At 39.0% G+C, this 24,090-nt stretch carries 24 protein-coding genes; 23 read left to right on the top strand and 1 reads right to left on the bottom strand.

Going from position 1 to position 24,090, the window contains the following annotated elements:
* From H5117_RS11550 to H5117_RS11470, 17 genes are all read left to right on the top strand, one after another.
* The coding region (locus H5117_RS11550) for a flagellin (RefSeq protein WP_259404413.1) at nucleotides 1-285 on the top strand (285 nt) is incomplete at its 5' end.
* An 86-nt stretch (nucleotides 286-371) separates the two neighbouring features.
* Entirely contained in the window at nucleotides 372-797 is a 426-nt protein-coding gene (locus H5117_RS11545) for a flagellar protein FlaG (RefSeq protein ID WP_182737925.1), read from the top strand.
* A gap of 27 nt (nucleotides 798-824) precedes the next feature.
* Nucleotides 825-2,231 (top strand): flagellar filament capping protein FliD, encoded by a 1,407-nt coding sequence (fliD, locus tag H5117_RS11540; protein ID WP_182737923.1) that lies wholly within the window; start codon nucleotides 825-827, stop codon nucleotides 2,229-2,231.
* 40 nt (nucleotides 2,232-2,271) lie between these two features.
* On the top strand, nucleotides 2,272-2,706 hold the full coding sequence (gene fliS, locus H5117_RS11535; RefSeq protein WP_182737915.1) for a flagellar export chaperone FliS: 435 nt from the start codon (nucleotides 2,272-2,274) through the stop codon (nucleotides 2,704-2,706).
* Complete coding sequence (locus tag H5117_RS11530; RefSeq protein WP_182737912.1) at nucleotides 2,696-2,977, top strand: hypothetical protein; 282 nt, start codon at nucleotides 2,696-2,698, stop codon at nucleotides 2,975-2,977. Before fliS ends, H5117_RS11530 begins: the two co-directional genes overlap by 11 nt.
* Nucleotides 2,978-3,046: 69 nt before the next feature.
* Complete coding sequence (locus tag H5117_RS11525; protein ID WP_182737907.1) at nucleotides 3,047-5,140, top strand: 6-hydroxymethylpterin diphosphokinase MptE-like protein; 2,094 nt, start codon at nucleotides 3,047-3,049, stop codon at nucleotides 5,138-5,140.
* A 71-nt stretch (nucleotides 5,141-5,211) separates the two neighbouring features.
* A complete protein-coding gene (locus H5117_RS11520) occupies nucleotides 5,212-6,393 on the top strand; it encodes a UDP-N-acetylglucosamine 4,6-dehydratase (protein ID WP_182737903.1) in 1,182 nt (393 codons plus the stop codon).
* Nucleotides 6,394-6,403: 10 nt separating this feature from the next.
* Complete coding sequence (locus H5117_RS11515; protein WP_182737937.1) at nucleotides 6,404-7,558, top strand: LegC family aminotransferase; 1,155 nt, start codon at nucleotides 6,404-6,406, stop codon at nucleotides 7,556-7,558.
* A complete protein-coding gene (neuC, locus tag H5117_RS11510; protein ID WP_182737901.1) occupies nucleotides 7,555-8,712 on the top strand; it encodes a UDP-N-acetylglucosamine 2-epimerase in 1,158 nt (385 codons plus the stop codon). The genes H5117_RS11515 and neuC overlap by 4 nt, the downstream gene beginning before the upstream one ends.
* The gene (neuB, locus tag H5117_RS11505; protein ID WP_182737899.1) at nucleotides 8,709-9,791 is read left to right on the top strand and encodes an N-acetylneuraminate synthase; all 1,083 of its coding nucleotides are present in this window, start codon (nucleotides 8,709-8,711) and stop codon (nucleotides 9,789-9,791) included. Before neuC ends, neuB begins: the two co-directional genes overlap by 4 nt.
* Entirely contained in the window at nucleotides 9,784-10,416 is a 633-nt protein-coding gene (locus H5117_RS11500) for an acetyltransferase (RefSeq protein WP_182737897.1), read from the top strand. The genes neuB and H5117_RS11500 overlap by 8 nt, the downstream gene beginning before the upstream one ends.
* 10 nt (nucleotides 10,417-10,426) lie before the next feature.
* A complete protein-coding gene (locus tag H5117_RS11495) occupies nucleotides 10,427-11,485 on the top strand; it encodes a nucleotidyltransferase family protein (RefSeq protein ID WP_182737895.1) in 1,059 nt (352 codons plus the stop codon).
* Nucleotides 11,485-12,447 (top strand): Gfo/Idh/MocA family protein, encoded by a 963-nt coding sequence (locus tag H5117_RS11490; protein WP_182737893.1) that lies wholly within the window; start codon nucleotides 11,485-11,487, stop codon nucleotides 12,445-12,447. The genes H5117_RS11495 and H5117_RS11490 overlap by 1 nt, the downstream gene beginning before the upstream one ends.
* Nucleotides 12,447-13,142 carry a cytidylyltransferase domain-containing protein gene (locus tag H5117_RS11485; RefSeq protein ID WP_182737891.1) on the top strand — a complete coding sequence of 232 codons (696 nt, stop codon included), beginning with the start codon at nucleotides 12,447-12,449 and terminating at the stop codon, nucleotides 13,140-13,142. Before H5117_RS11490 ends, H5117_RS11485 begins: the two co-directional genes overlap by 1 nt.
* On the top strand, nucleotides 13,139-13,948 hold the full coding sequence (locus H5117_RS11480; RefSeq protein WP_182737889.1) for an SDR family oxidoreductase: 810 nt from the start codon (nucleotides 13,139-13,141) through the stop codon (nucleotides 13,946-13,948). Before H5117_RS11485 ends, H5117_RS11480 begins: the two co-directional genes overlap by 4 nt.
* 44 nt (nucleotides 13,949-13,992) lie before the next feature.
* Nucleotides 13,993-14,766 (top strand): flagellin, encoded by a 774-nt coding sequence (locus H5117_RS11475; RefSeq protein WP_182737886.1) that lies wholly within the window; start codon nucleotides 13,993-13,995, stop codon nucleotides 14,764-14,766.
* A 163-nt stretch (nucleotides 14,767-14,929) separates the two neighbouring features.
* Nucleotides 14,930-16,366: a sigma-54-dependent Fis family transcriptional regulator gene (locus H5117_RS11470; protein WP_182682706.1), complete on the top strand. Its 1,437-nt coding sequence runs from the start codon at nucleotides 14,930-14,932 to the stop codon at nucleotides 16,364-16,366.
* A 337-nt stretch (nucleotides 16,367-16,703) separates the two neighbouring features.
* Here H5117_RS11470 and H5117_RS11465 read toward each other — a convergent pair whose 3' ends face one another.
* The gene (locus H5117_RS11465; RefSeq protein WP_182695479.1) at nucleotides 16,704-17,297 is read right to left on the bottom strand and encodes a DNA-3-methyladenine glycosylase I; all 594 of its coding nucleotides are present in this window, start codon (nucleotides 17,295-17,297) and stop codon (nucleotides 16,704-16,706) included.
* Nucleotides 17,298-17,429: 132 nt separating this feature from the next.
* Between H5117_RS11465 and H5117_RS11460 the strand changes: the two genes are divergently transcribed.
* The 6 genes from H5117_RS11460 (at nucleotide 17,430) to fliH (ending at nucleotide 24,073) form a co-directional block, all read left to right on the top strand.
* Nucleotides 17,430-18,542 (top strand): PAS domain-containing sensor histidine kinase, encoded by a 1,113-nt coding sequence (locus H5117_RS11460; RefSeq protein ID WP_008168789.1) that lies wholly within the window; start codon nucleotides 17,430-17,432, stop codon nucleotides 18,540-18,542.
* The gene (locus H5117_RS11455) at nucleotides 18,539-20,005 is read left to right on the top strand and encodes a sigma-54 dependent transcriptional regulator (RefSeq protein WP_182695477.1); all 1,467 of its coding nucleotides are present in this window, start codon (nucleotides 18,539-18,541) and stop codon (nucleotides 20,003-20,005) included. Before H5117_RS11460 ends, H5117_RS11455 begins: the two co-directional genes overlap by 4 nt.
* A gap of 156 nt (nucleotides 20,006-20,161) precedes the next feature.
* Nucleotides 20,162-20,494 (top strand): flagellar hook-basal body complex protein FliE, encoded by a 333-nt coding sequence (gene fliE, locus H5117_RS11450; protein WP_039484631.1) that lies wholly within the window; start codon nucleotides 20,162-20,164, stop codon nucleotides 20,492-20,494.
* A gap of 20 nt (nucleotides 20,495-20,514) precedes the next feature.
* The gene (gene fliF / locus H5117_RS11445; protein ID WP_039484629.1) at nucleotides 20,515-22,230 is read left to right on the top strand and encodes a flagellar basal-body MS-ring/collar protein FliF; all 1,716 of its coding nucleotides are present in this window, start codon (nucleotides 20,515-20,517) and stop codon (nucleotides 22,228-22,230) included.
* On the top strand, nucleotides 22,223-23,263 hold the full coding sequence (gene fliG / locus H5117_RS11440) for a flagellar motor switch protein FliG (protein ID WP_007581881.1): 1,041 nt from the start codon (nucleotides 22,223-22,225) through the stop codon (nucleotides 23,261-23,263). The genes fliF and fliG overlap by 8 nt, the downstream gene beginning before the upstream one ends.
* A gap of 3 nt (nucleotides 23,264-23,266) precedes the next feature.
* The gene (gene fliH / locus H5117_RS11435; protein WP_182737884.1) at nucleotides 23,267-24,073 is read left to right on the top strand and encodes a flagellar assembly protein FliH; all 807 of its coding nucleotides are present in this window, start codon (nucleotides 23,267-23,269) and stop codon (nucleotides 24,071-24,073) included.
* The last annotated feature ends 17 nt before the right edge of the window (nucleotides 24,074-24,090 follow it).

The raw sequence follows: 24,090 nt of genomic DNA, 5'->3' as shown, positions 1-24,090 counted from the left end.
GTAGGTAATGCGCAAGCAGTTTTAGCCGGAATGGATGCAATGATTGCTGTAGTTGACAAAAAACGTGCGGAGTTGGGTGCAGTTCAAAACCGTTTCCAATCAACTATTCGAAACCAGTCAAACATCTCAGAGAACTTATCTGCCGCTAAATCACGTATTCAAGATACTGATTTTGCACAAGAAACAGCTAACTTAACTAAGATGCAGATCTTACAACAGGCTAGTCAAACAATTTTAAGCCAAGCAAATCAGCGTCCACAAGCAGCGCTATCGCTTTTAGGTTAATTGATTTGAACTATGAGCCACTTTAGACTAAGCAAATAGGTCAAATGTGGCTTGTAGTCTTATTATATGTTTCGAGGGTAGCCGAGATGATTGATTTAAACTCTACACAAAAAACGATAGATGGGCTTAGTGTTGTAAATACATCTATTACTAAAGATGCAGTAAAAGAAGAAAAACTTGAAAAGGGCACTGATTTAGCAGCAAGAAAAGCTATTGATTTAAAAAATGCTCAAAATCTTGAAGATCAAGAAAGCAAAAAAGATAAAGATCTGTTTGTCGAAGTAAAAGAAAATTTAGAAAGGCTAAATGAGTATATCCCGGTAACATCGACCAACTTAAGGTTTGAGTTTGATGATGGTGGAGATCTTCCTATTATTAAAGTACTTGATAAAAGTAACGATGAAATAATAAGAGAAATCCCTACCGAAGAGTTCAGGGAAATAGCTAAAGCTTTGGACGAATTTGCCGATAGACTAACTAATAAAGGTTTACTGTTTAATAAAACAGTTTAAGCCGTTTCAGCTATTTAGGATTATATTATGCCTCTTATTACATCTGCGGGTATTGGTTCAGGTCTTGATTTGGAAAGTATTATTTCGGCTTCAGTTGATGCTGAAAATGTACCTAAAATGAATGCATTTGCAGCGAAGGATGAGGCGCTTCAGGTTGAATTATCAGCAATTGGTGAAGTCAAATCGGCAATGTCTAAACTTCAAGATACAATTGAAAAATTAGCAGACCCTGATAATTTCAACAAACGGATTGCAAGTATAAGCCAACCAACAAGTGATGATGGAGATCTTATCTCTGTTACTCCTACATCAGACATTTCTCCAGGTGATTTTAAAATTGAAGTATTAGAGATTGCTCAGGGAAGCCGCGCATTATCTGAAGATGGATTATTTGCTACTAATGAAGACGTTGTAAGCGCTTCAGGCGGTACGTTATCCTTTTCAGCAGGCCCAGATAAAACTTTCGATTTAACCTTGGATGCAGGTGCTACTCTTTCTGATTTGCGTGATGCGATAAATAGCTCTGATAGTAATTTTGGTGTCACAGCGAATATTATTAATACGGGTTCAGAAGCCAAGCTAGTTTTGACTTCTACAGTAACAGGCACTGGAAACGATCTTGTTATTACTAATGATAACGCTGAACTTGATAGTGTATCCACTGTAGCAAATGGCGGTGGTGCTGGCGGTATTGGTATAGCGGCAGAAAATACCGCAAAAGATGCAATTATTAAAGTTGACGGCATTACCATAACGAACGATACAAATACGTTTAAAGATGCTGTTCAGGATATGACTATCACTGCTAAACGTCAAAGTATTGACGGGGAAACGGCCAAACTCTCAGTTAATGTTGATAGAGAAAGTGTAACAGAGCTAGTTGATGAGTTTATCGCCAATTATAACAACCTAATTGGACAGATAGGGTTGCAAACACGGATCGGCAAGCCCTTAAATAGTGATTCTACGATCAGATCATTCGATTCTCAGCTGGTTAATGGTTTATCAACACCATTATCAGACGCAGGACCATTTACTAGTATTTTTGATATTGGTTTAGGGATTGATAAAGACGGTTACATAGAAAAATCATCATTGGTTCGTAGCTTGAATGACGCTATAGATGAAAACTACGATAATATTGGCAAGGCTTTTGCTGGTGATAATGGTATAGCTAAAAAACTGGAAAGTTTGTTAGATAATTATGTTAATTCTGACGGAATCATGAAGCAACGCGAGAATAACTTAAACTCTCAGTTAGGTGATTTAGAAGACGATGTTGAAAATCATCAGTATCGAATGGAATCTTTGGAAGCGAGACTTCGTGAACAATATGCTGGCTTAGATGTATTACTTGCACAAATGCAATCTACTCAAAGTTATTTAAGTGCTCAGTTGGCAAGCCTTCCAGGGTTTACACGTTCAGACAGTTAAGTATAAAAATTGAATTAGCAATAATATAAGAAGGTGAGTTATGTACAACGCTAGAGTAAAAAATTATCAAAAAGAAGCCCTCAAAACTCGTGTTGCAGGGGCTGACCGTTATGAAATAATCCAAATGCTAATGTCTGGTGCCATAGAAAAAATGGTCCTTTCAAAAGTAGCTATCGATAAAAAACACTTTGAGGCAAAAAGTGAACATTTATCTAAAGCTTCAGCAATAATTTTGGCACTAAGAGATTGTTTGGATTTTGAAGCTGGTGGTGAAGTAACTGAAAACCTGTATGCTTTATATTCATACATGATTGACCGTTTAATTGATGCAAGTGTAAAAAATGATGTAAACATAGTAGATGAAGTTTCAAACTTATTAAAAGAAATAAAATCTGCATGGGATGCAATTCCTGTAAATGTTCGTCAGCAGGTATTAGCTTCAAATGGAAACCAGGCGACTGCCAATGCAGGCTAATGCGGGTAAATTAGCTGAGTTGGTTGATGCGATGGAGGTAGAGTTACAAAATTCTAATGAAATGGAGGCTCGTGGGTACCTTAATGAAATTGACCAAATGTTAAAAAAGTTAACTAATGAAGAGTTAGCTGCTGAAGAACACTCATTTAATTTATTAAATGAGAGATTGATCGAGATAAATATAGTTTATACAAAACACCGTGATGATATAAAAAAACAGTTATTCCAGTTTAAAACCAACTCCAAAAAACTTACAGCTTACTCAAAATAACTCATATCATTGGCATTTTAATTGCTTTGGGTTAGTTTAAGGATATATTCGCAATAGTGAAACTAACTTATGACAAACCAGCAAGAACAAGTCCAATCGTTACTCATAGAAACTGAAAAATCAATTCAAGACAATCATGAACAAAAGCTGCGTGAGCTTAAGTTTGCGGATGAAGCAAACTATCGTTTTAGTAAAAATATAGAAGCTTTCGATAAATATTATCCTGATATTGCTAAGTCTATAGCAGAATATCAAATTCGCGATGATTTCTGTATTCATGTTACTAAATCAGGTCACGGAAACTTTATCCCTAGAGGCGAGAATGTACCTTTATATAGCGATAATCCTCTAGTGCAGACAAATCAACAAATAGAAAAGTATACAAAAAAAGCAACTTTTGGGCGTACTGATTATACAGGGACGCAAGAGTGGGAAAGTGATGACTCTCGTTTGCACATGCAGTATATGCAGCGTTTAAGTACAGTTTTAAGTAAAGTTGGTACCAATAAATTCACTCCTATTTCTTCATTACCAAAACATTATCCAACAGCTTTAATTTTTGGTGTTGGCTTGGGATATCATATACCGGCGCTATTAAAAGAACATTCTTTTGATTACATGTTTATCTGCGAGCCTGATTTAGAATTATTTTTCGCTAGTTTATATTGTATTAATTGGTTTGAAATTATTGAGTTTTTTGATAGTCAAGGTGCCTGTCTATTCCTTAGTTTAGGTGTGAATTATGATGAGTTTTTTGATGAAATATATAGGATAGCTAATGAATTAGGCTCTTTTAGCGCAATAAATAGCTTTTGTTATCAGCATTATCCTTCGCAAAAAGTAAACGAACTAATTAAATCTTTTTTTGATAATTATTATCAATTACAACAGGGTTATGGCTTTTATAATGATGCAATAACAGGGTTGGCTCATGTTATTAAGAATATAGAAAAGAAGGCTGATTTTTTATTTTCTTCACCTGAAAAAATGAAAATGCTAGCAGATACTCCGGTATTTGTTGTTGGAAACGGGCCATCGTTAGACAACGCGATTGAATTAATCAAAGCATATAAAAATAAGGCAATTATTTTTGCTGCAGGTACCGCCTTACAAAGTTTACTTAAAGTTGGGATTGTTCCTGATTTTCATGTTTTAGTTGAACGCACAAAGGCAACTTACGATATTTTGAAGCTCGTTGAGCCCGAGCAGGGATATAACGATTTAAACCTTCTTACCGTCGACGTTATGTATCCGGATGTTTTAGATTTGTATAAATGGTCGGGCGTTGGATTGAAGGGTCCTGAAGCTGCCACTGCTTTTATGTCTCTTTACAGTTTTATTATGTGTGGCAAGCAAGTATCCGAGCTACCTGCTAGTGGTCCATTTGTTTCAAATACCGCTTTTTCTTACGCTTTGACGCTTGGCTTTAAGCAAATATATTTAATAGGTGTAGATAACGGATACACTTTAAATGGTAAAACTCATTCAAATTTATCAATATACAACGATACAGAGCTCAAGGCGCTTGAAGGCGCTAGCATTAGGTTCGATGGTAATTTTGATAATGATGTAATGGCCACTCCACTTATGGCAATGTCAAAAACTAGCTTTGATCGATTAATTTCGGCTTTTGCAAAAAACATAAGCGTATTTAATGTTGGTGAAGGTGCTAAATTAAGAGGTGCGGTACCCATTCGTGAAGGTGATTTGTTGCTTAGCGAGGTGATCGAAGATAAAGCAGAACTTATTGAGTCTATAAAATCGCATTTTTTCGCTCCAGTTGATGGTAGTCAAATAGAGGAGGTTCTTAATTTTGATGAATTTGATGAGCTTTGCGATTATATTTATAATATCGGTATGAGAGAGATAAATTCTCGAGATGCAGCTAACGCAAATTTAATAGCTCAACAACGCGTTGTTTTCGCTTACAAAAAATCAAAAACACCTCATCTATTCCAGCTCCTCAAAGGAACAATGCATTACTTCCATTGTGTTATTGTTTCTCTTTTATATCAATTTGAAGAAGAGCAAGAAATGCTAGTATATTTTAATGAAGCACATAAACTTTGGCTTGAGTTTGTGTTAGCAGCTAAAGCTGACTTCAGAGAAAATTGGAAGTCAAAATGTGATTGGACAAAACCTGAATATCAAAAGAAGGCTTAAGCTTTTAAGATATTGATTTATCATGGGTACTTATCTTTTTGCGTTTTTAAATTTAGAAGGAATGGACTGTGATGCTAAACTTGTTAAAGCGCTCATTATCTCTATTTAACAGTGATTTAATACAATTTGAGCATGAGCTGGCCTCTGAAATTTCAACCTCCCGTTTCCTGATTTTAGGTGGGGCAGGGACGATAGGGCAAGCTGTTACTAAAGAGGTTTTTAAAAGGTCCCCCTTAAAACTTCATATTGTTGATATAAGTGAGAATAACCTTGTTGAACTCGTACGTGATTTACGTTCATCGATAGGATATATAGAGGGAGATTTTCAAACATTCACACTTGATATTGGCAGTGAAGAATATGATGCATTTTTTAACGCAGATGGTGGTTATGATTATGTTCTTAATTTGTCCGCTCTCAAACATGTCAGAAATGAAAAGGATCCTTTCACGCTGATGCGCATGGTGCGCACAAACATATTAAATACTGAAAAAACCTTACAACAATGTATCGGAAAAGAAATAAAAAAGTATTTTTGTGTTTCTACCGATAAGGCTGCTAACCCTGCAAATATGATGGGGGCATCAAAAAAAATAATGGAAATGTTTGTCGCTAAGGCAAGTGAAGATATTAATGTTTCGATGGCACGATTTGCAAATGTAGCATTTAGCGACGGCTCTCTCCTTTATTCATTTAAACAACGTATTGAAAAGAGGCAACCTATTGTTGCTCCTAACGACGTGAAGCGTTATTTTGTGACTCCTGAAGAGTCAGGTCTGATATGTTTATTTTCTTGTTTACTTGGAAGTAATGGTGACATTTTTTTCCCTAAATTAAATGAAGATATTCATTTATCGACGTTTTCTTCGATAGCAGAACTTTACTTGAAAGAACGTGGATTTAAGGTAAAACAATGCTCAACTGAAGATGAAGCTAGAGCATTGATCTCTTCGCTTCCAAGTAAAGGGTACTGGCCTTGTTTATTTACTCATAGCAATACGACAGGAGAAAAAGATGTCGAAGAGTTCTTCACTGATGAAGAGCAGTTAGATATGACGCTTTTCGATAGTCTTGGTGTTATTAAAGATTCTTTGGAATATGATGTTAAAAAGTTGAGTGAATTTACAAGAAAAATAGATCTTCTGTTAAAAAGCCAGTGTTGGACGAAAGACCAGATACTAGCGCTTTTTTTTACGTTACTACCTGAGTTTGCACATCAAGAAACTGGAAAATATTTAGAAAGTAAAATGTGATATGGCTGGCATGATTATCAATCAATTAATAAACTTTATTCAAGAATATTATAGAACAAAAGACTTTATTCCTTTGCATGCTCCTGTGTTTGAAGGTAATGAACGCAAGTACGTTCTAGATACATTAGATTCAACCTTTGTTTCTAGTGTTGGTGCTTACGTTGATGAGTTTGAAAAAAAAATCACTGATTACACAAAGGCTGGTTATGCGATAGCTACTGTTAATGGTACTGCCGCATTACATACAGCGCTTTATCTTAGTGGAGTTAAAGCAGGTGATTTAGTTATAACGCAAGCGCTCACTTTTGTAGCTACATGTAATGCTATTTCTTATTTAGGTGCCGCACCTGTGTTTGTTGATGTAAATCGAGAGACGCTTGGTTTATGTCCTCAGGCATTATTAAATTACCTCGAAGAGTATTGTGAAGTTAGAGATCAAGTTTGCTATCACAAAAACGGTGCCCGTGTGAGAGCAGTTGTTGTAATGCATACATTTGGTCATCCCGCGAAAATTATTGAATTAAAAAAAGTATGTGAATGTTTTTATATTGAATTAGTTGAAGATGCCGCAGAAAGTTTAGGTTCCCTATATAAAGGTCAACATACGGGCACTTTTGCAACAATGTCAGCACTGAGTTTTAATGGAAATAAAGTGATTACTACCGGGGGAGGTGGGATGATTTTATGTAACGAGGAGGGGGCAGCTAATCGCGCAAAGCATATAACTACAACTGCAAAACAGCCTCATCCTTATGAATTTTATCATGATGAAATTGCCTTCAACTATCGTATGCCCAATATTAATGCAGCTTTAGGGTGTGCTCAACTAGAACAATTAAATGGTTATATTAAAAATAAAAGAGCATTGGCGTCACTTTATCAATCGGAATTAATTTCAAGTGAATTGGAGTTCGTCGTTGAGCCATTAGGCGCACACTCAAATTATTGGCTTAACGCCGTGATATGTCCTTCAAAACAATACCGTGATGAAATGATTGCGCACACTAATCAAGCAGGAATTATGACCAGACCGGTATGGCAACTGATGCACACACTACCGATGTTTAAAAACGCATTACGAGGCCCCTTAGTCAATTCAATTAATTTGGCTGATCGATTAGTGAATATTCCAAGTTCTGTGTTCGATGTGAGAGGCCTCAAATGAGAAGGATTGGTATTGTAACTGGCACAAGGGCTGATTTTGGGTTGTTATGTCGAACTATTTTATTACTTCAAGGTAAATCAGATATTGAAACAGTTGTTTTTGCCTGCGGAACGCATTTATCGCCCGAATATGGATTAACAATAACTGAGCTTGAAGAATCAGGTATCAAGAATATCATTCCAATCGAGATGTTATTGTCATCGAACTCAAGAGTTGGGGTAGCGAAATCCACAGGCTTAGCCACCATCTGCTTTGCGGATGCATTTGCCAGTCATAATTTAGATTGTTTGTTGGTACTTGGTGACCGTTTTGAAATATTTGCAGCAGCCCAAGCTGCTTTGTTTCTTGGTGTTCCTATCGTACATATTCATGGTGGGGAAGTGACCGAAGGGGCATTTGATGAAGCCCTTCGGCACAGTATTAGTAAGATGGCGAGTATTCATTTCCCTGCTACTGAGCCTTTCGCTAAACGTCTAATGCAATTAGGGGAGCAACCTAGTCAAATTTTTGTCATCGGCGCACCTGGTATCGACAACATTGTTCATGCTTCAAAAGCAAACGATATAGATTTACACGATGTTGTTACATTTAAAAATTTAGAGGCTCCTCTTTTTCTTGTTACTTATCATCCGGTAACTAGAGGTGATGCAAAAGAGAATGACATTAACCCCTTATTAAATATAATTAGAGAACGAGACGATATTAATTTTCTTGTCACTTACCCAAATGCAGATGCCGAAGGCGCATTGATGATAAAACTGTGGCTTGAGTTGGAGAACTTAAATAACGTAATCCTCTATCCTTCGCTCGGTTTTAAGCGCTACTTAGCTGTAATGAAACAAGCAGCTTGTGTGCTAGGAAACTCATCAAGTGGTTTAATTGAAGCTCCTAGTTTTAAGATCCCCACGATAAATATTGGCACTCGTCAAAAAGGTCGGCCTAAAAGTTGCAGTATTATTGATACGAGTATGAACGATATTGCATTAATGAATGCGATTGATAAAGCCCTAGATACTGACTTTATTTTCCAATGCACACAGGCTATTAATCCCTATGGGGAAGGCAATGCATCTGAAAAAATCGTTAAAATATTGAGTGAGGTTGATTTGAGCGACTGCCAAAGTAAGCCTTTTTATGACAGAGATAATACATGAGCCAAAAAACATTAATTATTGCTGAAGCTGGAGTTAATCATAATGGCAATGAACAGCTGGCTCTTGAGTTGGTTAGGGAAGCTCATCGTGCCGGTGCAGATGTGGTTAAGTTTCAGACCTTTAAAGCAAAGAATATTGTAACCTGTGAAGCGGCCCAGGCAAGTTATCAAAGCACTAATATTGGCCTGGTTGAATCACAATTAACTATGTTAGAGCGTTTGGAATTGAGCTATGAAAGCCATCATGCACTAGTCGCTGAATGTAAAAATTTAGGAATCGAATTTTTATCAACAGCATTTGATATGCAAAGCTTACGTTTTTTAATAGACGATTTAAAATTAACTAGGTTAAAAATTCCTTCAGGTGAGATCACTAATCTTCCGCTGGTGTTAAAGCATGCTCAATCTGGTTGTGATTTAATTGTATCTACAGGAATGGCTACTTTAGGTGAAATCGAAGCGGCTCTTGCTGTGATTGCTTATGGTTATATTTTTCCTGATAAGCATGCCCCAAGCGAAGGAGACTTTGAATTAGCTTACAGTAGCCCTCAAGGGCAAGCTTTATTGCAAAGTAAAATTACACTATTACACTGCACAACTGAATACCCTGCCCCACTTGATGAAATAAATTTGTCAGCGATGGCTAGCATGGAAAAAGCGTTCAGTTTACCAACGGGTTACTCCGATCATAGCGAAGGTTGGCTGGTATCTATAGCCGCTGTTGCTTGTGGCGCCAAGATTATCGAAAAACATTTCACCTTGGATCAAACCATGACGGGACCAGATCATAAGGCGTCACTTAACCCAGCACAGTTAAGCGAGATGATCAACTTGATCAGGCAGACTGAGCAAGCTATGGGCAGTAAAATTAAAGCACCCACAAAAAGCGAAGTTGCAAATAAAGTCGCAGCAAGAAAAAGCTTAGTCGCTGCTATAGATATCTCACCCGGTACGGTCTTCTCAGAGCAAAACATTGATATTAAAAGGCCTGGTAATGGTATGTCACCAAGTCTTTATTGGAAAGTTATAGGTTGTAATGCTTCTCGCCATTACAAAGCAGGTCAATTAATTAATGAATAACAGACCCATAGTACTTTTGGGAGGCGGTGGGCATGCGAGTGTACTGACTGATATTCTTAGAGAAAATAAGCAAGCGATAGCGGGGGTGATTAGTCCTGCACGCCCATCAGGTGCAATTTTTTCTGGTATAAAATTGTATAAACATGATGATGATTTAGCGATGTTTTCTGTAAAGCAACATGGTGTTGTTGTTGCTATAGGACCACAGCTTGATGATAGAAAACGTATTAATATAATTGATAAGGTGGTCGCTAAAGGCTATACATTTACCAATGTATTATCCCTGCGCGCTATTATTTCACATTATGCTTTGTTGGGTTTAGGCGTACAAATTTTACCAGGTGCTATAATTAATGCAGGGGTGATTGTTGGACAACATGTTGTGATTAACACTAGAGTGGTTATTGAACATGATTGCAAGATAGGTGATTTTTCTCATATAGCGCCGGGAGCTGTGCTTTGCGGTGGCGTTTCTGTCGCAAAACACGTCTTTATAGGCGCTGGTGCCGTTGTACTACCAGGCGTAAATATTGGCAATAACTCAATCATTGGGGCAAATGCATTAGTTGATAAGGATATCCCTGATAATACTACTCTCTATGGCTGCCGTGGCAAAATTAAATAGGGGATTACTGATGAAGTTTATATGGCAAGATATCTTAATGGCACCAACGCGAACCCTTCGTGACGCACTGGAAGTTATTAATGAACAGGCATCACAAGTAGTGCTTGTTGTTGATGAAGAAAATCATTTATTAGGTGTTGTTACAGATGGTGACATCCGACGTGCACTGTTGAAAAACCTCGGCCTTGAGGTCGTATTATCAGAAATAATGAACTTATCCCCAATTACTGCGCAAAGAGGCACCTCAAAAGATCAATTAATTGAGCTGATGGAGCGTAAGAGCATTCTATCCGTCCCATTGCTCGATAAAGGCAAAGTGGTTGGCTTAGAAATGCTCAAGCACTTTCTGAGTAAACCAAAATACGACAACCCGGTATTTTTAATGGCAGGTGGTTTTGGTACTCGTTTACGGCCATTGACCGATAATTGCCCAAAACCGATGCTGGAAATTGGTAACAAACCAATACTGGAAACTGTTCTGAATAGCTTTGTGAAAGCAGGCTTTAGAAATTTTTATATATCGACTCACTATATGCCAGAGTTAATTTTGAATCATTTTGGTGATGGCAGCAAGTGGGGAGTAACTATTGAATATATTCATGAGGACAAACCGCTAGGTACAGGTGGTGCATTGGGTTTATTACCTAATGACGTATCCCAAGAGCTGCCATTGATTTTGATGAATGGGGACGTACTTACTAAAGTTGATTTTACACGCTTGTTAGAATTTCATTGTGATAACAGTGCTGACGCAACAATATGTGTACGAGAATACGAATATCAAATACCGTATGGTGTGATCAGCGGTGAAGGAAACCGTATCACTGAGATGGTAGAAAAGCCAATTCAACGATTTTTTGTTAATGCGGGAATTTATGTGTTATCGCCAAGTGTTGTTAACGCAGTGCCGCGCGATTTAAATATTGATATGCCAACAATTTTAGAGCAGCAAATCGCACTACAAAAAGATGTGTTAATGTTTCCTATTCATGAGTACTGGCTTGATATTGGCCGCATGGATGATTTTAATCGTGCGCAAGTTGATATTTGTAGTTTGGGCATGAGTTAATGCTAAGCTTTGGCGTAATTGGGCTTGGCAGCATTTCTCAACGCCACCGTAAGAACCTTAAATTACTTTACCCTGAGTCAAATGTGATTGCGCTCTCTGCAAGAGGGAATGGACTGACCGAATTACCTGATAATGCCGATTTGATTGTGTCAGGGATAGCAGAGCTAATAAAATTAAAGCCTTACTTTGTGATTATTGCTTCGCCAGCGAGCTTACATCTACAGCATGCTAAGACGCTTATGCAGGCAGGAATACCTTGTCTGATTGAAAAGCCCTTATGTATCAACTTTCTCGAAGCTGAATCCTTGCTTAAATTAAGTCAGCAAACTTTAACACCCACCGCAGTCGGCTACTGCCTAAGGTACATGCCGGCTGCAAATAAAATGCAAGAACTAATTAATAAGAATGTTCTTGGGGAAATTTATAATATAAGCATTGAGGTCGGCCAATACTTGCCAGATTGGCGTCAAACTATCGATTACCGTGATTCTGTATCGGCACAACAACATCTTGGTGGCGGCGCATTATTAGAGTTAAGTCATGAATTTGACTATGCCCAGTGGTTATTCGGTCCACTCAGTGTGGAGCACGCGGCTTTACGAAGTTCTAAAGAATTGAACTTAGACGTTGAAGATTTGGTGGATGTTGTTTTTAGTACTAAAAGTGGTGCTCAGGTGTATGTGCATCTTGATTTTCTGCAGCACCAAGTACAGCGGTATTGCACAGTTAAAGGGGCCAATGGACGGATTCATTGGGATTTATTGAAAAGTAAAGTTGACGTTTATTTAAATCATCAACAACATCAATGCATAGAGTTTACAGACTGGCAAGCCAATGATATGTACCTAGACTTAATTAAAGATTTTGAAAATCTGTGTTTAGGTAAAGAACATAACACAATAGATTTAGCACAAGCGGCTGATACTTTAAAACTAATAGATATCATTAAAAAGAGTACATGATGAGTCATTATGCTTTTATTTTTGCAAGAGGTGGCTCAAAAGGGTTGCCAAGAAAAAATATTTTACCACTTGCTGGGAAACCGTTATTAAACTGGTCGATTGATACCGCGAAGGCGGTGCCAATCATCGACCGTATATTTGTTTCTACAGACGATAGCGAAATTGCCCATGTTGCAAAGTCTGCAGGCGCAGAAGTTATCTACAGGCCTGAAGAGTTAGCATCTGATACATCCGCAGAGTGGCTATCGTGGCAACATGCTGTTGAGTGGGTAGAGAAGAAATATGGCAAATTTGATTATTTTATTAGCTTGCCTGCAACGAGTCCTTTGAGAAGTGAGACTGATGTTGAGGCTGCCATTGATAAATTAAAATCAACATTTGCTGATATTTGTATCACAGTAACACCATCTGATCGAAGCCCATTTTTTAATATGATCAAACACACAGCAGATGACCTCGTTGAGTTGGTGAACAAAACTGATGAACAAGTATCAAGGCGCCAAGATGCCCCCAAAGTCTTTGATATTACAACGGTCGCTTATGTTACAACTCCTGCATTTATTCGCCAAGGTAACGGGGTAATGACGGGGAAAGTGACCAGCGTATGTGTACCTAAAGAAAGAGCTGTAGATATCGATACGCAAATAGACTTTGATTTCGCGCAGTTACTTGTGCAAAAAATGGAGCAACTATGAGAACCATAGCACAATTACAAAACCTCCAAGGTTATTGGGCCTTGATCACTGGTGGAAGTGGGCATGTAGGGCAAGCCGCGGCGGATACGTTGTTGGAATTGGGGGCGCATGTCATTTTATTAGATCGAAATGAAAAATGTTTGCATAAAATTCACCAAGAGACCTATAACAACAGCTCAAGAGTCCACACTTTGGTTTGCGATTTAGCTGATAAGCAAGCCATCGTTAAAGCGATGCAGAATGTTGCTAAAATTGCAGATGGTAAGCTTAATATCCTTATAAATAATGCTGCATTTGTTGGAACAGATGAGTTAACGGGTTGGTGTGTTCCTTTTGAAAAGCAATCAATAGATACGTTTAATGATTGTTTAAATGTTAATCTTTCTGCGCCATTTTTATTGAGCCAGCTTGCTTATGAGTTAATGAAAAAACAAGAATTCGGCAGTCGGAGTATCATTAATATTGCTTCTATTTATGGAGTTGTTGGCCCGCAAATGGATTTATATGAAGGTACAAATATGGGGAATCCTGCGGCATATGCTGCAAGTAAAGCGGGTTTAATGCAATTAACACGTTGGATGGCGCCTTCAGTTGCTCCTCATATAAGAGTTAATAATATAGTGCTAGGTGGTATTGAGCGTGGTCAGCCAGAGAGTTTTTTAAAAAAGTATAATGCTAAAGTCCCATTAGAAAGAATGGCAACTGAAGAAGATGTAAAAGGCGCGATTGCTTACCTTAGCTCAGAACTTTCAAATTATATGACAGGGCAAAGCTTATTTTTGGATGGGGGCTGGACTGTTGTATAAGTAGACTATACTTAACTCTGAAAAATCACTATTAGGAGTTATATATGAAAATTAATGACTCAAACTTACTTCTAAACCAACCTACTAACAAACTTGCAGAGCAGTTAGCAACAGGTAAAAAAGTAAATACCGCAGCAGATGATGCTGCCGCATTGCAAATTATTGATAGACTTACTTCACAACAAAATGGCTTTAGCCAAGCTGTTAATAATACGTATGACGGAATTTCATATTCTCAAGTGAGTGAAGCTAATTTGAGTGGTGTGAATGATGCGGTCTCGCGCATTCAAGAGTTATCAATTCAAGCGGGTAATGGTGCACTGACTGATAATTATCGTGGCGCGTTGCAAGAAGAGGTTGTGCAGCTACAAGGTCAGATTAACGAAACGTTTGAAAATGCTAACTTTGCAGGTAAGCCTTTGTTTGATGGTGAGGCCGTTTCATTTCAAATAGGGCCAGATGCTAATATCAATCAAACACTAAAGCAATTTGATGGCGGTATTGCTACTGCTCTATCTACCATTGATATCTCAACTCAAATGGGTGCGCAGGTTGCTATTGATATAAGTAAGCAAGCAAGTGATGAAATAAATACACAGCGTGCTGAGTTAGGTGCATTTCAAAATACGTTGGCAAGTACCATTAAAGGTTCAGGGACGCAGCAGGAAAATATTGCTGCAAGTAAAAGTCGAATTCAAGATACCGATTATGCGCAAGCAATTTCACAACAAGTCTCAAACGATATTTTGACGAATGCATCTATTGCTCTTCGTGGACAAGCTAATCAATCTGCTGAGTCTATTTTGAGTTTACTCTAACTTAATAATATTTAATGATTAATAATTAAGTATTATTAAGTTAACCAATCCGTCCGTTTTTTGGCGTTTATGTCAAAAAACTGCCGCTATCACTTGCATCCATACTGAACTGGCTTACAATTTAACTAATTATACAAATTAGTGAAAGTACGGCTCGCTAAAAATGATCTTGATTTTAGATAATAATAACAACCGCGCAATAGGATTAAATGCTTCACTTGGCTTTATTGGTGAAGCTGTACAACTATTAAGCGAAGACTGCTTTGAACAAGAATGCAAAAAATATCAGCAGCAAGAATGCATGATTATTTTAGGAGCGTTGCAATCACTTGACCACGAAAGCTTAATTAAACGCTATCCAACATTACCCTTTTTATTAATTGGCGAAACGCTAAAACCACTATTAAGTATAGCTAATGTGGTGGGGCTTATTTGCGAGCCATTTAATCACGAAGTGACAACGCAGTTACTTCACGATTGCCAGCAGTATCAGCGCATGTTGCCAAATGAGCATAAGCATTCTAAACCACATAAAACTTTTGACGGACTTGTTGGTGAAACAGAAGCCGTAAAAGATGTTCGCTTTTTAATTGAACAAGTGGCAAAAACCGACGCTAATGTTTTAATTTTAGGCGAATCAGGCACAGGTAAAGAAGTGGTTGCCCGTAATGTACACTTGCTTTCAAAGCGTATTAATGGACCGTTTGTACCTGTAAACTGTGGTGCTATTCCGGCTGAGCTGCTCGAAAGTGAACTCTTTGGCCACGAAAAAGGCGCGTTTACTGGTGCTATATCGGCTCGTAAAGGGCGCTTTGAACTAGCTCAAGGTGGGACGCTATTTTTAGATGAAATAGGCGATATGCCACTGCAAATGCAAGTTAAGTTGCTGCGAGTATTGCAAGAACGCAGCTATGAACGTGTTGGTGGTACAAAGGCAATCCAAGCTGATGTACGCGTTATTGCGGCCACGCATCGTAATCTTGAAACAATGATTGAAGAGGGTAGTTTTAGGGAAGATTTATATTACCGCTTAAATGTATTCCCTATCGAAAACCCATCGCTGAGTGAACGAGCTGATGATATTCCGCTGCTTTTAAAAGAGTTAATGCGCCGTGTTAACGACCAGACTGGTTCTACCGCTAAGTTTACCGAGCGCGCAGTTGAGAGCTTAAAAGAACATGCTTGGCCTGGTAATATTCGTGAGCTTGCTAATTTGGTGGAGCGTATGGTTATTATGTTCCCTGACAAAGTGGTCGATATTCCTGATTTACCTAACAAATATCGTTACATTGAAGTTGAAGCCTACGAGCCAGAATACCCTGAAGAGTTAATGGAAAAAGACGCCTTTAACGACATATTTAGTACAGGCTTTAGTGATTACGAAAGTGAGCCTGACGCTGAGTTTAGCCAAACGGGTAGTGGGCTATTACCTGATGATGGTATTGAACTTAAAGATTATTTAGCCGAACTTGAAATAAGCTTAATTACCCAAGCGTTAGAGCGCTATGATTACGTTGTAGCTCGCGCTGCAGAGATATTAGGGGTTCGCAGAACAACACTCGTTGAGAAAATGAAAAAGTATAATCTTTCACGAGATTAAGGTTTAAAAGCAGCTGTCAGTGCTTAGTTATAAATTGGCCAAACACAGTAGATAAATAACCCCTCGTTTTGTAGGTGCGGTTTTATACCGCACTTTACTTAAAAAATATGAGCAAGAGCGCGAAGTAAATTCGCACCTACACGGTTTTTACTTTTTTTGTTACGCCGAGCTTGCTCGCGTGAAAAACAAGACTTTTAATCATTTAAATAAAACGTTATTTCACAAAGAGAAAAACGAAGGTAAATGAGAAACTATAGTCAATTTACGCTTTACTTCTCTAAAGCGCAGCGTCTCTTAACCTCTTTGTGAACTAATCACTTTTATGGTTATAAATCACTTACTCACTAAAAGTCTTAATAATTTCTTCTTTCCTAAAACAATCATTACTGTGATCGTTAACCATACCGCAGGCCTGCATATGAGCGTAAACCGTTGTAGGGCCTAAAAACTTAAAACCCCGTTTTTTTAAATCTTTAGCAAATGCAGTTGATGCCTCTGTAATTGCTGGGTAGTCCTCAGCGTTATTTAAATTACTTATAATCGGTTTATTATCGACAAACTGCCATTGGTAGTTACTAAAACTTCCAAATTCTTTTTGTATTTCTATAAAGCACTTTGCGTTGTTAACAGTTGCCGCAATTTTTAAGCGATTGCGCACAATACCCTCATCAAGCATTAATCTCTCAATGTCATCTTGTGTGAGTTGTGCCACTTTATCTACATCAAAATTAGCAAATGCTTTTTTATAACCGCTGCGCTTTTTTAAAATTGTGTACCAGCTTAAGCCGGCTTGCGCTGATTCAAGAGTGATAAATTCAAACAGCTTTGTATCATCATAAAGAGGGACGCCCCATTCTTCATCATGGTAAATAACGTAGTCGGGTTTAGTGGTGTCGAGCCACGGGCAACGGCACTTTTTTTGCTCACTCATTATTATTCCTTTTTGTGTGCGTCATTTTTATGTCGCTCAAATTATTGATGTAACTTAATGATAAGTATGTAAATAAATTTTGGTATAAATCGTGCATTTAGACATGTATCTACATCAATTCGAGATTTGATTATGGCCCTTGCTAGCGTGCTAAAACCACAGTTTTTTTCTGCAAATCAGTATAACCCATGTTTACTTCAAGAGGAGTACATTGGTGAATTAAGCGATCTGCGCAAGCAAGCAAGTTGGCTTTCGCATTTGGTTGATACCATGCCAGCAGGCGTGGTTGTACTTGATGGCAAAGGGTTGATTGCAAAAGCGAATCAAATAGCGATTGATATGCTTGGCGAGCCACTTGAAGGCGAACGCTGGTTTAATGTTATTCAGCGCTCTTTTAGGCCACATCAAGATGATGGCCATGAAGTGTCTTTAAAAGACGGACGCCTAATAAAACTTGATATTACTGCTTTAGCACCAGAGCCTGGGCAACTTATTTTAATGACGGATTTAACCGAAACTCGCCGCTTACAAAAACGTGTTGCACATATGCAGCGATTAAGCGCGCTGGGCAAAATGGTTGCATCATTAGCGCATCAAGTCCGTACGCCGCTCTCAGCCGCTATGCTTTATGCTGCTAATTTAGGGTCAAAGCGCTTACCCGAAGCATCTCGCGATAATTTTCAAACAAAGTTAATGTCGCGTTTAAAAGATTTAGAAACTCAAGTAAACGACATGCTGTTATTTGCTAAAAGTGGCGATCAGCAAGTTGTTGAGCAAGTTTCAATGCAGCAGCTTTTAACCGAAGTTAAAGCAGGTGCTGATGCGATGGTCGCACTTAATGAAAGTGAGCTAGATGTAAGCTTACCAGAACCCGATATACAAATAGTTGGTAATAAAACGGCATTGGCCAGTGCTATTCAAAATCTAGTGCACAATAGTATTCAAGTTATTGGCGGTGGCGCAAAAGTAAAAATTAGCGCACAAAGAGATTTAAAAGATTTAGATATGGTTCGTATTAGTGTGAGCGACAATGGCCCAGGTGTTGATTTAAGCCAAAGCGATAAAATTTTTGAACCATTTTTTACTACAAAAAGTCAGGGCACAGGTTTAGGGCTTGCTGTAGTGAGTTCGGTGGCTAGTGCGCACCAAGGCCGTGTTGATGTGACTAATAATACGCATGGTGGTGCCTGCTTTAGCTTGTTACTGCCTATTAAGGCAACATCTAAATTAGAGGGGTCATTATGAGTAACACTATTTTAGTTGTCGAAGATGACGCAGGGCTTCGTGAAGCCTTAATAGATACCCTTGAAATGTCGGGTATTGAATGTGTTGCAGCGAGCAGTGCTGAGCAAGCAATGTTACTGCTTAAAAAAGATCAATTTTCGCTTGTTGTAAGCGACGTGCAAATGGGCGCAATGAGTGGACTTGATTTACTACGCAGTATTAAATTAAACCACCCTGATTTACCTGTATTGATGATGACGGCGTATGCCACAATTGACGATGCGGTAGAGGCCATGCGCCTAGGTGCAATTGACTACATGGCAAAACCATTTGCACCTGAAGTGCTGTTAAATATGGTGAGCCGTTATTTGCCTGAAAAAGCAAAAGAAACCGACGGCCCCGTTGTTGCTGATCCAACTAGTATTCAATTATTGGAGCTTGCAAGTAAAGTAGCACGCTCTGATGCAAGTGTAATGGTACTTGGCCCAAGTGGTTCGGGTAAGGAAGTACTTGCGCGTTATATTCATGATAAGTCGAGCCGATGTAATGAGCCATTTGTAGCGATTAACTGCGCGGCTATTCCTGAAAATATGCTCGAAGCCACGTTATTTGGTTACGAAAAAGGGGCTTTTACGGGGGCGATTCAAGCATGTCCGGGTAAGTTTGAGCAAGCACAAGGCGGTACTATTTTACTTGATGAAATTACTGAAATGGACTTAGGACTACAAGCTAAACTTTTACGCGTACTGCAAGAACGTGAAGTAGAGCGTTTAGGGGGGCGTAAAACAATTCAGCTCGATGTACGTATTTTGGCAACCAGTAATCGTGATTTAAAAGAAGCCGTGTCTGAAAATCAGTTTAGAGAAGATTTATATTACAGGCTTAATGTTTTTCCACTTATGTGGCGTCCATTGTGCCAACGCCCTGGCGATATTATTGTATTGGCTAAGCATTTAATTGAGCGTCATATAAGTAAAAGCAAGGAGCCTATGGCGTATTTAGATAAAGCTGCCGAGCAAAAGTTACTGGCTCACGCGTGGCCTGGTAATGTGCGCGAACTTGATAACGTTATACAGCGTGCACTTATACTGCGAAGTGGCGATACAATAAACGAGCATGCTATTTTTATCGAAAACTTAGTATCTAATAACTTTGTTATGGAGCCTTCATTGGCACCGGCGCAAACCGTATCGCCAACAGAATTAGCTCATGCAGATAAAGGTGTTGATAAAAGCACGTTAAGCTCTGCATATTATGATGAAAAATTGCATGCTGAGGATGAGCCTAATCAAGGTTTGCTAGCGGCAGATACCGGTAGCTATAAAGATGAGCTTAAAGACAAAGAGCATCGTATTATTTTAGAAACCCTTGCACGTTGCCAAGGTAAGCGTAAAGACGTTGCTGAAACGTTGGGTATAAGCCCACGAACTTTACGTTATAAACTAGCGCAAATGCGCGATTTAGGTATTTCACTTCCTGCATAACCTCCTATAAACCCTAAGTTTGCGCTGCGAGCTTAGGGTTGTCAAAACTCTGACTCACACAAATTAAAGTTAACCCATTGTATTTTAATGATTAATTATTTGGCATGCTTTGTGCTTTATTACTTATAAGAGTTCACTGCGTGTCAGAGATAAATTATGAAAATTCAAAACAGTGCTGTATTTCAAGAAATGCAATCAATGGCTTTAGAAGCCGGCCGTAATAATCAAACTAATAAACTGCCAACTCAGGTGCAGTCTACTTCTACAGCACAATTTGGCGACATGCTAAGTGATGCAATAAATTCAGTGCACGGATTACAACAAGATGCCGCGCAAAAAGTAACAGCGGTTGAGATGGGGGATCGAAGTGTATCCCTTGCTGAGGCGATGATTGCTTCTCAAAAATCGTCAGTTGCTTTTGAGGCTACAGTACAGGTTCGTAATAAACTTGTTGAAGCTTATAAAGAAATCATGAACATGCCTGTTTAATTAGGTAGTGGAGAATTATTGTGGCGCAATCTAACCAATCTACAGACCTAGCACTTGCTGGTGGCGGTATTGACCAAAGTGGTGGTGATGATCAACAAGAACAAAAGTCAGGCTACTTAAGTGCTTTAAATGGTGTTGATGTATTGCGCCAAGTAACATTGGTTATAGCATTGGCTATTTGTTTAGCTATCGCGATTTTTATTATTATTTGGGCTCGTCAGCCAGATATGCGCCCGTTAGGCAAAATGCAAACAGAAGAACTTATTCAAACATTAGACTTTTTAGATGCGCAAAAAATTGAATACCAACTAGATGGCAATGTTGTATCGGTTGATGAAAGCGAATACCAAAACATTAAATTGCTAATGACCCGCGAAGGGTTAGAGCAAGGCCCTGCATCTGGCTCTGACATAATTATGCAAGATATGGGCTTTGGTGTAAGCCAACGCTTGGAGCGTGAACGTTTAAAACATGGTCGTGAACAGCAATTAGCACGCACCATTGAAGAGCTAAATAACATTACTCGCGCCAAAGTATTGTTAGCCATCCCTAAAGAAAACGTATTTGCCCGCAGAGAGAAAAAACCATCCGCTACTGTTGTATTAACACTTAAACGTGGCCGCTCACTTGACCGTGAAGAAGTAGACTCTGTTGTTGATATGATTGCTTCAGCAGTACAAGGCTTAGAGCCTGCACGTGTTACGGTTACTGACCAAAATGGTCGATTATTAAATTCAGGTTCGCAAAGCTCATTAGCAGCACGCTCTCGTAAAGAATACGATTTAGAACGTAAGCGCGAACAAGAGTATCTTGAAAAAATAGACAGTATTTTAATACCGGTTGTTGGGCTTGCAAACTATACAGCTCAAGTTGATTTGAGCATGGACTTTAGCTCAGTTGAGGAAACTCAAAAGCGTTATAACCCAGACCTACCAGCGGTTAGAAGCGAAACCACATTTGAAGAAAATAACATTGGTGGTTTAGCTGTTGGTATTCCTGGTGCGCTTACAAATCAACCACCGCTAAACTCAAACATCCCTGAAGTTGCAGGACAAGGCGGCGCAGGCACAGCTACGTCACCAACACGTAGCCACAAAGAAGCAACACGTAATTATGAACTCGATACAACAATTTCTCACAAGCGCCAGCAAAGTGGTGTAATACGCAGAATAAGTGTGTCAGTTGCTGTTGACTACGTCCCTAAAGTGGGAGAAAACGGCGAAACAACTATGGCCCCGCGCTCGGTAGAGGCATTGTCAAATATTCGTCGCTTATTACAAGGTGGTGTAGGTTTTGATATGCAACGTGGTGATGCACTTGAAGTAGTAACAGTGCCGTTTGTACGTGAAGCAACAAATTTAGCAATAGAAGTGCCACTGTGGGAACAAGACTGGTTTATGAAAATAGCCCGCCTTGTACTAGGCGCCTTAGTTATCATTGTATTGATAATGGCAGTAGTAAAACCAATGCTTAAGCGCTTAATTTACCCAGACGATACACTAGAAGAATACGACGAAGATGCATTAAGTTCAGGCGTAGATATTGGCGACAATACACTTGATATGCTAAATAAAGACTTTGATTCTGCTTCGGTTGGTTTCTCAAGTGATGGTACACTGCAGTTACCGGATTTACATGGCGACGAAGATTTACTCAAAGCAATTCGTGCCCTTGTAGCTAACGAACCAGAACTATCATCACAAGTAGTGAAAGCGTGGTTAACAGAAGATGACTGATCAAGAACAAAAACAACTCCCGCCAGCCTTTGATGTTGATAAGCTAGATGGGGTTGATAAAGCCGCTATATTACTTTTGAGTTTATCAGAAGAAGATGCCGCGCAAATTCTTAAACACTTAGAACCTAAACAGGTGCAAAAAGTGGGTATGGCGATGGCTGGGCTACAGGATTTATCTCAAGCTAAAATTAGCGCTGTACACAACTTGTTTATAGAACAAATTCAAAGCTTTAGTACCATTGGTTTTCAGTCAGAAGACTTTATTAAAAAAGCGCTTACAGCAGCACTTGGTGAAGACAAAGCCGCTAGCCTTATTGACCAAATTGTTATGGGCTCAGGTGCTAAAGGCTTGGATTCATTAAAATGGATGGACTCTAAGCAGGTAGCAAACATTATTCGTAATGAGCATCCGCAAATTCAAACTATTGTATTATCGTATTTAGAGCCAGAACAGTCAGCTGAGATTATTGCTCAGTTCCCTGAAAAAGTGCGTTTAGATTTAACAATGCGTATTGCAAACCTTGAAGAAGTTCAGCCAGCAGCACTGCAAGAGCTAAACGAAATTATGGAAAAACAATTTGCCGGCCAAGCAGGTGCACAAGCCGCTAAAATGGGTGGCTTAAAAGCAGCTGCAGATATAATGAACTACCTAGATACCAATGTAGAAGGGCAGTTAATGGACTCTATTCGTGAGCATGACGAAGAGATGTCGCAGCAAATTCAAGACTTAATGTTTGTGTTTGAAAACTTAATGGATGTTGAAGACCGTGGTATTCAAGCAATCCTTCGAGAAGTACAACAAGACGTATTAATGAAAGCAATTAAAGGCACCGACGATGCCCTTAAAGATAAAATACTGGGCAATATGTCTAAGCGTGCAGCCGAAATGCTTGCTGATGATTTAGAAGCTATGGCACCTGTTCGTATAAGTGAAGTAGAAGCGGCGCAAAAAGAGATTTTATCAACAGCGCGTCGTTTATCTGACTCAGGTGAAATTCAGCTGGGCGGCGGCGGCGGCGAGGAGTTCTTGTAAACCATGAGCAAACTCAAAGGGCGCACACTTCGGGCTGATGAAGCAGATGAATTATTAAAAAACTGGGCTATTCCAGATGTAGCACCAGATGAGAGCAGCTTTGGCAATCGCTCTACGGCTTACGGCACACCGCTTAGTGATCTGTATAAAAAAGAATTAGCTGAAGAAATGCCAATTGATGAGCCACAAGAACCAGAATTGCCTGCGCTTACTATGGTTGAGCTTGAACGCATTAGGCAAGACGCCTACGAAGAAGGCCTCAAGCAAGGTCATGAGCAAGGCTACATAGACGGTTTTGAAAAAGGCGTTGGCGAAGGCAAAGAGGCAGGCTACAAAGAAGGCTTAGAGCAAGGTAAAACAAAAGGCCTTGATGACGTAAAACCATTAATTGAAGAGCAGTTAACAAGTTTAAAAACTATTTTAGAGGGACTTACTGCACCGCTAGATAAAGTAGATGAACAAGCTGAAAAGCAATTAGTACAACTTGCTAGTATGTTAGCGGAAGCTGTTATTTATCAAGAAGTAAAAACATCGCCTGATGTGATTTTACATACGTTAAAGCAAAGTATAGATTCTCTTAATGCCGAGCAAGAAAAAGTACGAATTCATTTAAACCCCGAAGATTTAGAGCTCATAAAAGAGAGTTACGGTGAACAAACCATTATTGATAATAACTGGCAATTAATGGCAGAGCCCACTCTTGAGCGCGGTGGCTGTGAAGTTAAAACAGCGCAATCATCACTCGATATGTGCCTTAAAACACGTGTCAAAGAAACGTTGGATAGTTTTTTGCATAATAGTGGTATCTAACTATTTTATTGGCGTGT

The organism is Pseudoalteromonas sp. SG45-1, from assembly GCF_014164135.1.
Taxonomy (GTDB): domain Bacteria; phylum Pseudomonadota; class Gammaproteobacteria; order Enterobacterales; family Alteromonadaceae; genus Pseudoalteromonas; species Pseudoalteromonas distincta.
Note: the sequence above shows the minus strand (reverse complement) of the source record. Positions and strands in the feature narration are given on the sequence as shown.

Excerpts from the sequence above, each read along its gene's own strand:
- H5117_RS11515 (WP_182737937.1), top strand. The coding sequence starts at position 6,404 with ATGATTATCAATCAATTAATAAACTTTATTCAAGAATATTATAGAACA.
- H5117_RS11465 (WP_182695479.1), bottom strand. The coding sequence starts at position 17,297 with ATGAGTGAGCAAAAAAAGTGCCGTTGCCCGTGGCTCGACACCACTAAA.
- H5117_RS11490 (WP_182737893.1), top strand. The coding sequence starts at position 11,485 with ATGCTAAGCTTTGGCGTAATTGGGCTTGGCAGCATTTCTCAACGCCAC.
- H5117_RS11485 (WP_182737891.1), top strand. The coding sequence starts at position 12,447 with ATGAGTCATTATGCTTTTATTTTTGCAAGAGGTGGCTCAAAAGGGTTG.
- H5117_RS11530 (WP_182737912.1), top strand. The coding sequence starts at position 2,696 with ATGCAGGCTAATGCGGGTAAATTAGCTGAGTTGGTTGATGCGATGGAG.
- fliD (WP_182737923.1), top strand. The coding sequence starts at position 825 with ATGCCTCTTATTACATCTGCGGGTATTGGTTCAGGTCTTGATTTGGAA.
- H5117_RS11455 (WP_182695477.1), top strand. The coding sequence starts at position 18,539 with ATGAGTAACACTATTTTAGTTGTCGAAGATGACGCAGGGCTTCGTGAA.
- H5117_RS11525 (WP_182737907.1), top strand. The coding sequence starts at position 3,047 with ATGACAAACCAGCAAGAACAAGTCCAATCGTTACTCATAGAAACTGAA.
- neuC (WP_182737901.1), top strand. The coding sequence starts at position 7,555 with ATGAGAAGGATTGGTATTGTAACTGGCACAAGGGCTGATTTTGGGTTG.
- H5117_RS11460 (WP_008168789.1), top strand. The coding sequence starts at position 17,430 with ATGGCCCTTGCTAGCGTGCTAAAACCACAGTTTTTTTCTGCAAATCAG.
- fliE (WP_039484631.1), top strand. The coding sequence starts at position 20,162 with ATGAAAATTCAAAACAGTGCTGTATTTCAAGAAATGCAATCAATGGCT.
- H5117_RS11500 (WP_182737897.1), top strand. The coding sequence starts at position 9,784 with ATGAATAACAGACCCATAGTACTTTTGGGAGGCGGTGGGCATGCGAGT.
- fliH (WP_182737884.1), top strand. The coding sequence starts at position 23,267 with ATGAGCAAACTCAAAGGGCGCACACTTCGGGCTGATGAAGCAGATGAA.
- H5117_RS11545 (WP_182737925.1), top strand. The coding sequence starts at position 372 with ATGATTGATTTAAACTCTACACAAAAAACGATAGATGGGCTTAGTGTT.
- neuB (WP_182737899.1), top strand. The coding sequence starts at position 8,709 with ATGAGCCAAAAAACATTAATTATTGCTGAAGCTGGAGTTAATCATAAT.
- H5117_RS11480 (WP_182737889.1), top strand. The coding sequence starts at position 13,139 with ATGAGAACCATAGCACAATTACAAAACCTCCAAGGTTATTGGGCCTTG.
- H5117_RS11520 (WP_182737903.1), top strand. The coding sequence starts at position 5,212 with ATGCTAAACTTGTTAAAGCGCTCATTATCTCTATTTAACAGTGATTTA.
- fliG (WP_007581881.1), top strand. The coding sequence starts at position 22,223 with ATGACTGATCAAGAACAAAAACAACTCCCGCCAGCCTTTGATGTTGAT.
- H5117_RS11475 (WP_182737886.1), top strand. The coding sequence starts at position 13,993 with ATGAAAATTAATGACTCAAACTTACTTCTAAACCAACCTACTAACAAA.
- H5117_RS11495 (WP_182737895.1), top strand. The coding sequence starts at position 10,427 with ATGAAGTTTATATGGCAAGATATCTTAATGGCACCAACGCGAACCCTT.
- H5117_RS11470 (WP_182682706.1), top strand. The coding sequence starts at position 14,930 with ATGATCTTGATTTTAGATAATAATAACAACCGCGCAATAGGATTAAAT.
- fliS (WP_182737915.1), top strand. The coding sequence starts at position 2,272 with ATGTACAACGCTAGAGTAAAAAATTATCAAAAAGAAGCCCTCAAAACT.